9 protein-coding genes are annotated in these 11,503 nt (G+C 29.8%); all 9 read right to left on the reverse strand.

Translation table 11 applies throughout. From position 1 onward, the window contains the following. Window positions 1-3: 3 nt before the first annotated feature. Window positions 4-561 (reverse strand): hypothetical protein, encoded by a 558-nt coding sequence (locus GQR97_RS02850; protein ID WP_158845048.1) that lies wholly within the window; start codon window positions 559-561, stop codon window positions 4-6. Window positions 562-606: 45 nt separating this feature from the next. Further along, a complete protein-coding gene (locus GQR97_RS02855; RefSeq protein WP_158845052.1) occupies window positions 607-1,296 on the reverse strand; it encodes a YjjG family noncanonical pyrimidine nucleotidase in 690 nt (229 codons plus the stop codon). Further along, window positions 1,286-2,590: a polysaccharide deacetylase family protein gene (locus tag GQR97_RS02860; protein WP_158845055.1), complete on the reverse strand. Its 1,305-nt coding sequence runs from the start codon at window positions 2,588-2,590 to the stop codon at window positions 1,286-1,288. Before GQR97_RS02860 ends, GQR97_RS02855 begins: the two co-directional genes overlap by 11 nt. 116 nt (window positions 2,591-2,706) lie before the next feature. Continuing rightward, complete coding sequence (gene radC, locus GQR97_RS02865) at window positions 2,707-3,405, reverse strand: RadC family protein (protein ID WP_158845058.1); 699 nt, start codon at window positions 3,403-3,405, stop codon at window positions 2,707-2,709. 87 nt (window positions 3,406-3,492) lie between these two features. After that, a complete protein-coding gene (locus GQR97_RS02870) occupies window positions 3,493-5,217 on the reverse strand; it encodes a PAS domain-containing hybrid sensor histidine kinase/response regulator (protein ID WP_158845061.1) in 1,725 nt (574 codons plus the stop codon). Then, window positions 5,211-6,335 carry an FIST signal transduction protein gene (locus GQR97_RS02875; RefSeq protein ID WP_158845064.1) on the reverse strand — a complete coding sequence of 375 codons (1,125 nt, stop codon included), beginning with the start codon at window positions 6,333-6,335 and terminating at the stop codon, window positions 5,211-5,213. Before GQR97_RS02875 ends, GQR97_RS02870 begins: the two co-directional genes overlap by 7 nt. Window positions 6,336-6,673: 338 nt before the next feature. Further along, a complete protein-coding gene (locus GQR97_RS02880; RefSeq protein WP_158845067.1) occupies window positions 6,674-8,029 on the reverse strand; it encodes a UDP-N-acetylmuramate--L-alanine ligase in 1,356 nt (451 codons plus the stop codon). A 697-nt stretch (window positions 8,030-8,726) separates the two neighbouring features. After that, on the reverse strand, window positions 8,727-9,575 hold the full coding sequence (locus tag GQR97_RS02885; RefSeq protein WP_158845070.1) for a hypothetical protein: 849 nt from the start codon (window positions 9,573-9,575) through the stop codon (window positions 8,727-8,729). A gap of 970 nt (window positions 9,576-10,545) precedes the next feature. Further along, a complete protein-coding gene (locus GQR97_RS02890; protein WP_158845073.1) occupies window positions 10,546-11,085 on the reverse strand; it encodes a porin family protein in 540 nt (179 codons plus the stop codon). Window positions 11,086-11,503 lie beyond the last annotated feature (418 nt).

An 11,503-nucleotide genomic window follows, 5' to 3' on the forward strand; every position in this document is an offset into this window, starting at 1 on the left:
TCTCTATTTGCTTATGTTAAAATAAAATGACGCATACGATATATACTGAATTCTTCCAGGTGTGTTTTCGTCTATAGTTTCTCCTGGTAATAAACGTAATGAAAAATTGATAGTAACTGTTTGTTTTAAGGCAGTAAGTGAGCTCCCCTCAAAAGCTTCTATATAAGTAGTTGTGCTATCTGTATTATCGGGAGCAGCATCTTCATTTACTATAATAGTATGCCGTACCGTACCTGTATCATCTAAAAAATCTACTTGTAATTCAAAAATTCTATTTATTGTATTTTTAGTCTCAAAAACAAACTCTGCTTTTTCTAAATTATCAGCAATAAATTGGTCGTTAAAAAGCTCTACAGATATAAAATCTTGAATAGTACTAGCATTCGCACCACTATCTATAAAACGACTTGCAGGTTCATCGAAATAAACTAAACTAGCTTCTACCGCTGGTGTTAAAACTAAATCATTAACTTGATCTAGATCTATAGCTTCCGTACAAGACATCGCTATTAACCCCATAACGAGCAATAAACTTATTTTACTTTTTATATTTTTTATCATATTGAGTTAAAACGGTTTTAAAACGTTCCTTAGTGTATATGAGTATCATAAATAATGCCTTAAACTCAAAAGCTCACTTATTTGTTTTATATCTTCTTCTAAAACTATGTTATTTATATCAAAAAAAATAACATCCATACCTATGTTTTTTGCACCGATAATATCGGCTTCGAAACTATCACCAATCATAATACTATTTTCTGCTTTAGCATTAGCTAATTCCAAAGCATGTTTAAAAATTTTAGGATTGGGCTTTTTTACACCAACCATTTCAGAGTTTGTAACAGTTTCAAAATAGTGCAAAATATTCGATTTCGCCATTTTTTTATGCTGAACTTCGTCAAAACCATTGGTAATGACATGTAATCGATAATTTTCATTCAAATAATCAAGAATTTCTAAAGTATTATCGAACAGGTAATTGAAGCTTGATAAATATTCAATATAATCATCGGACAGCTTATTAATCAAACCGTGTTCTACCTCAACTCCTAAAACCGAAAAAGCTTCATTTAATCTACCAAAACGCAAAGATTCTTTAGATACTTTGTCTTCTCTATAAAGTTTCCAGTATTTTAAATTTATAGGAACATAGCTTTCCAAAAACTGATTTATTTCAACCTCTATTTTATTTATTTCGAATATTTTCTCGAATGTAAGTGCAGAGTTTCTATCGAAATCCCAAAGTGTATGATCTAAATCGAAAAATACATCTGTAATATTTTTAATTTTCATTATCTACTGAATCTAAAATAACATTAAACAATTCCTTAAAGCCGTTCCATATAGCAAGATCTCCCAAAGTATAATTATGAAAAACAGGAACAAACTCACCGTTAACTCTTTTAACTTCATTTATCACATTGTTCAAAACTCTCTTTTTATCTAATAAAGATTTATTTTTGAGCAAAGCAAAATCCATAACGTGATAAGGACAAATTTTAAGTGGTGTTTGTACTTCATGATCTAAATCGTAAAACAAAAAAGGTGTACACGAACCGGCTCTAAATCCTATTTCGTTTATATAACCCATGGTATAATCCTCCTTTATATTTAACTCAATTAAATTCCTATAAGTTTCGGGTAAATTTAATTTAGAAAAAGATTGTCTCGAAGCTCTTAATGGCCTATTGATAATTTCTTCGATTTTTATTTTTTCCTTTTTCAAAATATCGGCATCATCAATAGCCAAAAAAGATATCTTCAACCCCACATCACTATAGTCTCCTATATGTTTTATTAGCGATATAAATGCCTTATTGTTAGGATTAGCTCCTTTATCGTAAGTAGAATACTCACCTAATAAGAAGAAGAAAACAAACTTAAACTTTGATTGTTTTTGCTTATTTATAAAATATTTAAAAGTATCGAACGGGTCGTGCTTAAAGTTCATGAGAACCATAAAACGCATATAAAGACTTTTTAATCTTAATTTTAAAACATCTTTTATTGTCCCTCCAAAAGTTCGCATAATACCGCTTAACTTATAGCAATACGGATTAGGCACATCTATTACAGGCTTTATCCTGTATGTTTTTACAGGAAATTCGAAATCTGGAAATTGATTCTCTAAAGCTTCTTTAAATTTATAGGCCCAAATATCTACAACAGGTTGGTGGAGGAACTTATGTTTAAAACCTAAACTTTCCGATGCTGTAAACCTGCCAAACTCATCTTTTACATGTGGCAAATACTCTTCGTACCTAGACAGCAAATAAAATGAGGCTGCAAAAACATCAAAAGGAATCGCACTTTTATCTCCATTGAAAAAAAAGCATTTGCTATGTCCCCAATCCATAATATTAATATCGATATCGTTTAAACCTTGCTCAAATAATAAATCGTTACTTTTTATAAAAAACTCATTACCAAGTGGCTGTTTTGTGTACGACATTTTAATACTATCGTGCGCAATAAAACTTTCGATTTTAGTGGTAAAAGTGACCTCGATACCTAATACTCTTGTACATATATGTTTAAAAACATACTTTAATCGTGGTGATATTTTATGGGTATATACTAATAACATAACTTTTTAATCCTCATTTCAAATTGTTTCTAATTTCCGTTTTACTCCTGTGTTTTTTATACTTCGAACTTAAAACGCAAATATTTAATGAAAATCATTTTTTTAAAAATGACAATCTACAATATATTTTCATCTGCAAAACTAAAGTATGCTTTTTCGGTAATAATTAAGTGGTCTAGCACTTTTATATCTAAACTTTGTGCGGCAATTTTTAATTTTTCAGTGATATTTTTATCGGCTTCACTAGGCTTTAATGTCCCAGATGGATGATTGTGAGAGAGAATTAGCCCCAAAGCACCTACTTCGAGAGCGCTTTTAAGTACTAATCTCACATCTACTAAAGTGCCGGTAATCCCGCCCTTACTTAACTGATTTTTATGAATAACCTTGTTTGAATTATTTAAGTAAATAATCCAAAATTCCTCGTGCTCAAGTTCACCAATTATAGGTTGCATGAGCTCGAAAACAGATTTACTTGAAGTTATTTTCTTTTTCTCAAGAGCTTCTTCCCCTCGCCTTCTTCTCCCTAATTCTAGAGCAGCAATAATACTTATGGCTTTGGCTTCTCCTATTCCCTTAAATCCTATAAGTTGCTTTATGGAAAGCCTACCTAAGGCACTTAAATTATTTTCGGTACTAGCCAAAATCCGTTTACATAAGGCAACAGCACTTTCTTCTCGATTTCCTGAACCTATTAAAATAGCAACCAATTCAGCATCACTTAAAGCAGATTTACCTTTGTATAATAATTTTTCACGTGGTTGATCGTCTTGACTCCAATTTTTTATAGAAAACGTTTCTTTTTTATCCACCATTCGATAAATCTACATATTTTTTTTAAACTAGTTTTTTCGAATTTAAAAAAAACCTTTGTAAAACATAAAGTAACATGCTTTTTTAAACTAGGAAGAACGACTATATACTTCTAGAAGGGCATAGAGTTTGTTTGGTTCAAAGGGTTTTCCCATAAACCCATTCATTTTATAAAGTTCTGTTTTTTCTTTCACATCGGTTTGTGCTAATGCGGTTAAAGCAATAATTGGAATATTAGCTTTTATAGGATCTTCTAATTTTCTAATACGCTTTGTAGCCTGATAACCATTTAAGATAGGCATTTGCAAGTCCATTAACACCAAATCGAAATCAAATTGGTCTTTTTTAAATAGCTTGAAAGCCTCTTCACCATTTTCAACAACAGTAAAATTCACATTCCAATTTAAAAAGAACTTCTTTAAGATAAGAACATTCATTTTATTATCCTCAGCAACTAATACATTTATATTTAATGATTTAAATACGGGTTTTAAATTTACTTTATTATTGACTAGAGAACTACTTTTATTATTTATCTTAAAATCTATATTAAAGAAAAATGTTGACCCCTTACCTAATTTACTACTAAGCTGTAAATCACTATTTTTAAACCGCAATAATCGTCTACAAATAGAAAGTCCTAATCCTGTGCCACCGTATTTAACAGCAATTTCTGAACTTGCCTGTACAAAACTTTCAAAAATAGTTACTTGCCTACTTTTAGTTATCCCTATACCAGTATCTATAACCTTAAATCCAAGCGTAATTATATCATTAATAACACCTTGATTTTTAACACTAAGAGTGATACTTCCTTTTTTGGTAAACTTAAACGAGTTGCTTAATAAATTTTGGATTATTTGAGTAAGCACAAGTTTATCACCTATAATATTTTCGGGTATTTCATTTTCCTTAATCAACTCAAAACGTATTCCTTTTTTAATAGCTTGTAAAGAAAATTGATCAACTATATGATCTAAAAAAGAAATTAAACTGAATTCTTTTTCAACAACATCAACCTTACCCGATTTAATTTTATTAAAATCTAATAAATCATTTATTAAACCAAGCAGATGTTCACTAGAATATTTTAAAGCCTTAAGCGTATCGACCTGCTCTGGCAAATAATCTTCCATTAACAAAATATTAGACAAGCCTGTAACGGCATTTAATGGTGTTCTAATCTCGTGAGACATGGTTGATAGAAACTCATCTTTAGAAATACTCGCTTTATGAAGCTCTATTTCTGTTTCTTTTAAATTAGTAATATCGGTTATAGTGCCTATAAACCCAGATGCTTTTTTTTCTGCGTTCTTAAAAAGCTTCGCTCTTAATTCAAACCACATGGTTTTATTATCCCGTAGTAATTTAAATATAAAAACGGTATTCTTTTTATTGAAAAAATTATAATGCTTTTTGTTTTCTTCTACATTTTTTTTCGGAATAAACTCTTTATAATTTCGTCCTAATGTCTCTTTTAAAGAATATCCTATATATTTCTCCCAAGCTGTATTTAAGTAAGTAAAGTTTCCTTCAAGATCAGTTTCAAATATTATTCCACCAATATGGTCTACAACATGTTCTAATTTAGATTTCGTGTTATCACGCTCCTTAGTTAATTCTTCATTTAGTGCAAAAAGCTCTGTAGAACTAAGTTCCAAAACATTTTCTAGGTGATAAATATCTTTATCAAAACTATTATATGCGGCATTTACGGTTTGTATAAAACTAACCATCTCGGGATTATCTATTGTGTTAAAACCTGCTTTTGTAAGCTGTCGCTTTAACAATCTATGGTAATCTTTATTCAACATTCCCAAAGCGTTGTTATAGTCATAGTTTGGTGGTGTAGTTCACATAAAGACTCGCTTAATGGAGCAATTTCTCCGTAAGAATAAAACCCTGTTATTTTTGGATTATCGCCTACTATATGGCGAACCACATCAATTTCTTCCTCCACCAATTGCTTTAAGACCAAACGGCGGCCTATACAACTAATTAATATCACTAATTCTAAAGTCTCTTTTACACCTTGACTAACAGAAATGGCCGATTCCTCTGCCCCAGTAATCAACTTATCAATATTACCTTTCATTAAGCGTAAATAGGCTCCTTCTGGAATATTAGCACCAAAAACTAAACTTTGATCATCTTCGCTAATACCAGAAATACCTCGAACTACAGCAATGGCACTTCCTCCTTGCCTCATACTTACAGGAAACAAAAGACCTGAACTTGGTAGTTTTTTGGCATCCTCACCTAATAAATGCTTATATATTTTTAATGCGGGCTTTCCATCCAATTCGTATAAAACATTTTTATCAGCTTTTGTTACCAACCGCTCAATTCCAAAACCATCCCATCCGCCTTTGGAACTATAATTAACTTTAAGACTATCACCATAAAAGCCTAAAGCTAAAACTGTTTTTTCTAACATCTCATTATTTCTAATTACAAAAGTATTCCCAAAATCCTCTCCGTCTGCAGCTAAACCTCCTGTAATACTAATATTTGGTAAATTAGATTTTAACCCCATTACCAAATCGGCACCATTAATATTTAATCCATCGCTTAAAACCATAACATGTTTTAAACCATCTTGATTAAGCATAATACCAATTTTTTCGCCTGCTTTTTGGCTATATTCCATTTGGTCTACTTTTACTGAAACCAATTTTAAGCATGTTTTGTTAAATTGAATAGCTGTTAGAGATATTGATTTATCTTTTACGGTAACATCCGAAATTTCTCCAGCCGTAGAGCAACCTATTATCGTGCTTTTTGGGTAATCTCTATTTAATTGCGATAAAACTTGTTGTTTTAAGGTGAAGTCTGGTGACACAAAAAGTAATATTAAATTTGGATCAACAGTTATTGAAGCCAAACCATGAGACCAATTGTTTTCGTTTAACGAAATTTGATTAACTTTCATGTATAGATTTTTAGTAATAGGCTCTTAAAAAAAGAAACCCTTCCCCTTGTATGTAAGAAAAGATAGCCATTAAATTAAAGCGAAATTTTGTAATAAAAAACTTTTTGCAAACAATTCTTTCGTTAAGGCCTTAAAAACAGCTATACATCGATAAAGTAAAACGAAATCTTCTTTGGTTTTTATTAGTAATAAATGTACTATGCGAGAAACTCCAGTTTAAACAAATTTGTAATTCTAAAAGCATTAAAAAATTAGTCGCTATGTAAAAACAGTGCCATTTTATAATTATAAAATGGCACTGTTTTAAACGTATATAAATTTATATTTAAACTACAAAGCTACTCAATCAAAGCTTTTACAGCATCAAAATCTAAACCCCCATAATTCCCCGAACTCATTAAAAGCAATGCTTTATTCTCAAAATTCTGATCAAAAAGAAATGTTTTGAAATCATCTGGATTAGTATAAATAATTAAATCTTTTCGCTCAAAAGCCGCAGCTATTTGTTCTTGAGTTACTGCCGCAAGTTTTTTAATTTCTACGGCATGTGGAGAATAGAACACCACAGCAACATCTGCAGCATCGAGAGCGCCTTTATATTCCTTTAAAAACTCAGCATTTAAACTGCTATATGTATGTAGTTCTAAACAAGCAACCACAGTTCGGTTCGCATATTGTTCTTTTACCGCATTTGTAGTAGCTTCTACTTTACTCGGCGAATGCGCGAAGTCTTTAAATGCTACGCTATTTTTGCTTTCTGCTATTTTTTCTAAACGTTTGCTAGCTCCTTTGAAAGTAGCAATGGCTTCGTAAAAATCATCTTCATCAATACCCATGTGTTGGCAAATCCATTTTGCACCTGCCAAATTATTAAGATTGTGTTTACCAAAAACTTCTATTGGTAATGGCCCTTCGGGTGTTTCTAAAAAGGTTTCACCATTTTCCACAGTATATTCTGGAGTATGGTAAGCTATTTTTCTAATCGTATTTTCGCTGGCTTCTACTACCCGCTTTACTTCAAGATCTTCTTCATTGTAATTTACACTTCCACCATTTACAATAGAGTCTACAAATATGCTAAATTGCTCTACATAATTTTCATAGGTAGGAAACACGTTAATATGATCCCAAGCAATACCACTCAATAAAGCAATATTAGGTTTATATAAATGAAATTTTGGACGTCTATCTATTGGCGAACTTAAATACTCATCTCCTTCAAGAACAATAAAATCATTGTCTTCCGTAAGTTTCACCATGACGTCAAAACCTTCTAATTGTGCACCAACCATATAATCAACATCACGATCATGATAATGCATTACATGTAAAATCATGGAAGTAATGGTCGTTTTACCATGGCTTCCACCTATAACTACACGGGTTTTATTTTTAGATTGTTCGTATAAAAACTCTGGATAACTATATATTTTTAAGCCTAATTCTTGTGCTTTTAGTAACTCTGGATTATCGGCTTTCGCGTGCATTCCTAAAACAACAGCATCTAGATTTTCCGATATCTTTTCAGTAAACCAACCAAACATTTCTGGCAACAAACCTTTTGCTTCCAATCTAGATTTAGAAGGTTCAAAAATTGTATCGTCGCTCCCTGTTACTTGATATCCTTTATTATGAAGCGCTAAGGCTAAATTGTGCATGGCCGAGCCGCCAATGGCTATAAAATGTACGTTCATCTGTTGATTTTTGAATGTTTCAAAGATACTTTTTTGTACTGAATTGCTGAAGTGTTGATTAAGAAAATTGTTTGATTATTTAAATGTAACTATAATAAAAGAATACACTGCTGAGCCTAACAGTTTATTAAACAGAATAATTAACTTGAAGGTTGCTCTTTGTTAATTATATTTTCTTCTGAAAATTAGTAATTAATTCGATTTTAGATGAACTTGATTCGAGACTATATTAATATCATCTTTAACGTATTCCTCCTTTTTGATGATTTAAAAAGGAAGCTTTATTATTTTTATATAACCCTATCTCTTTCACATATTTCCATCTTAAATAAGCTTAAAACAAAACTAGAATTTTAATAAATCATTAATATAGATTAAAATATAATTATATTACCCTTATGGTGTGAATATGGCTATTAACTATATTCGATTGTTGTAAAACATTTGAAAACACCAAGATTAAATGAATTAATTTCTGATATTAATATTGATTTTGGGTTTAAATATTGGTTGTTCAGTAAACAAAACTGAACTACCTAAATCTTCAAAAACATCTATAAAATATAGAGTTTTGGAAAAAAACAAGTCCGAATAACATAAAATATAAAATTTCATTATAAGTGGATTTTAAATAAAATTTTTAATCGATTCAATAATCACTTTTCGAAAATAACGTATTCTATTAATTGATAATTTTTTATTTATCTTTTTTTAATGCTTGATTTATTAAGTTTATAACTCTTTGCTTATCAGAAAAAACCATTCCCCTAGTATTCTTTGTCATAGATTCATAACGGTAAACATCGTCTATATTATAACTTTTGGATTGACTTAAATTGGTATATGTCCCCGAAATATATAAATACATTTCTTTAACATTCTCAACAGTTTTACTTAAAGGCATACTAGCTGTTGAAGTGTTAGATAATTTTAAGGATTTATAAAATAGATATGGCTTTTCCAGAATATAATTGTCATTTTCAAATTGAATTAAAACGTAACTTTTAATATTGAAATTTGTCGAACCAGCATCATCACACCTAAAATCTACCCTAAAATAAGGATCATTTTCATACATAATTATATGAATCCCTTTACCTCCCATATCTAAATGAAGAATAGGGTCTTTTTCAACGGGAAGAATATTTGTTGTAGTTACTATATTCTCTATACGTTTATTTAATGTGTCAATTCTTAACCCTTGATTTGCAAATGCTTCAGATACATCTTTAAACAATTTTTTTCTAGAATCATCAACCCCTTTTTTAATTCCATCTGTTATCAAAGAATCTCTTTGAAATTGTTCTTCATGAAGTAATAACTCTCCATTTCTGTTTAAATTAGAATTATTGTAATCTTGAACAATTAATATCAATGACATAGATAATGACACTACAAAAACTAATTTCCCTCTATAGGTAATTCTTTTTAAAAATCCTTTATACTTATTGTTTGTTAATCCTCCTTTAGAAGTTAAGAATGTCAAATATAGAGTTGACAAAACTATTAATACAATAAAAACAACGTTTGGAATAATTGGCTTCATGAAATCTATTGAGAAACAAATTTAAAATATTTTTCTTACAAAGAACAAACATTAAGTTTTCAACTCAATCAATTAAAGTGCTTTTCCTTCTTCTGTATATTTTTTTCATACAGCAAAAACTTCATCATTCCTCCCAAAAACACATAGTTGAAAGGTATTTAATTTCAAACACCAGTGACTATTAAGCTTTAAAAAGTAAGGTGTTTTATACTTATATTTTTCTCCCTTCATACTAATTATACTTATGCAAAAGATAAGAGTTTATGAAAGAGATAATCAAAAAAACAAATCTGACTTTTTAATAATTGAGATATCAAGTGTATTATGTTATTTAGTCTTTGAAAGGGTCTATCTGCTTTTGACTTCAATTCTTACTTCTATATACACACTCTTGAAAATAGAAAATGAATTTATAATATTAAGCATTAATATCATATTTGGATTAAATTCAGTTTTAATCTTTGTATCAGTATATAATCAAATATTAAAAAACAAAAACCCTTCTAAAAAGATAATTTATATTCTATTAACTGTGGGTATTTTACTAATATTTTTAACTATGGCAAACACGTCTTTAGTTACACAATACTTTTATAACAATACTGACTTAGATTATTCATATTATAAACTTCTATCACGATTCAGTTGGTCAAAGTCACTAAATTATTCAGTTAGGTTTTTAGGACTTACTTATTTTATATGGAAAATATATTCTGAAAGAAAAACTGTGGCTAATAACTAAGTATTCGGCTCGCCGATAGGCCAGAGCTGAATATTGTGTTGACGAAGTCGGCAGAATATGTCTCTTATGGGGAAAACAATGTATTTAGAGAAGGTTGGAAAGATTTAACTTTCACGATTAGGGAAAAGGAAAAAAATAGACAACGGATTTTGGAGTTTGACTTGTAAAGTAAATTGTCGGACAATAATAATTTATTAATTCCCTCTTCCCTAAATAAAGTAATATTTTTTAGTCAAATCTATAAACTAGACCAAACTGGAATCCATTAAATTCAGCGAATAAATCAGACGATGAACTAAAATCATCCTTTAGAGAATTTGACAATGCTAAATTGTACCTTGCTTCGATGGAAAGCCTATCTGTAATATCATAGGATACACCTAAAGAAACACCAAGATTATAAGAATGAAAATTTTCATTAGTGTTTAATAAAAATCCCAAATTTGGACCAGCCAATACCTTAAACTTTTTTCCGATTCTATACTTAGCTAAAATAGGAATTTGAAGTTGGTCAAAATCATTTTTAATTTTCACATAAGTAACTTCAGGCTGAATATAAAATCTTTCAGAAATGGAAAATTCTACGAATGCACCTATGTAGAAACCATCATTATAATTTTTGTCAGTTTTTAATCCATCACCTTCAAATGATGTATTAGTTTCTCTTAAAGATTTAAAATATCCTGATTTAACTCCAAATTCGGTTTGAGCACTCAAACTTGATATTGCTAAAACTAAAATAAGACTTGTAAGTAATAATTTTTTCATGGTAAGATTGTTTTTATGTTATAACCCAAAACTAGTAGTTAAATAAGAAGGCTATCTTAATTAAACCTTAATTAACTTTTATTTTCATCTTAATTAACTTCTATTTAACAGATCTTCAGGTTTTTATAGAAACCGAAGTTTTAGCCTTATTGAAAACAACCAATGACTTTTATGCAACCCGAGTTGAACATAGTTATGAATAGAATAAAAAACGACACCACAATGCCATCTATAATTAATTGCTTTGGTCGTTGTTTATTTGAAAAATTCCTTCGAGATTTTCTTGTATTCGTTTCTGTTTACTAAATTAGTTGCTCAAACACGCAACTAACCAAAGAAAATTTTGCAATTACGAAAGTGGTTGAAAATCGGGAAACTACACTTAAAAAGGATGAAATTAAAAAACATTTCGAAGGAT

It is taken from the genome of Algibacter sp. L1A34, from assembly GCF_009796805.1.
In the GTDB taxonomy this organism is placed as follows: Bacteria; Bacteroidota; Bacteroidia; order Flavobacteriales; family Flavobacteriaceae; genus Algibacter.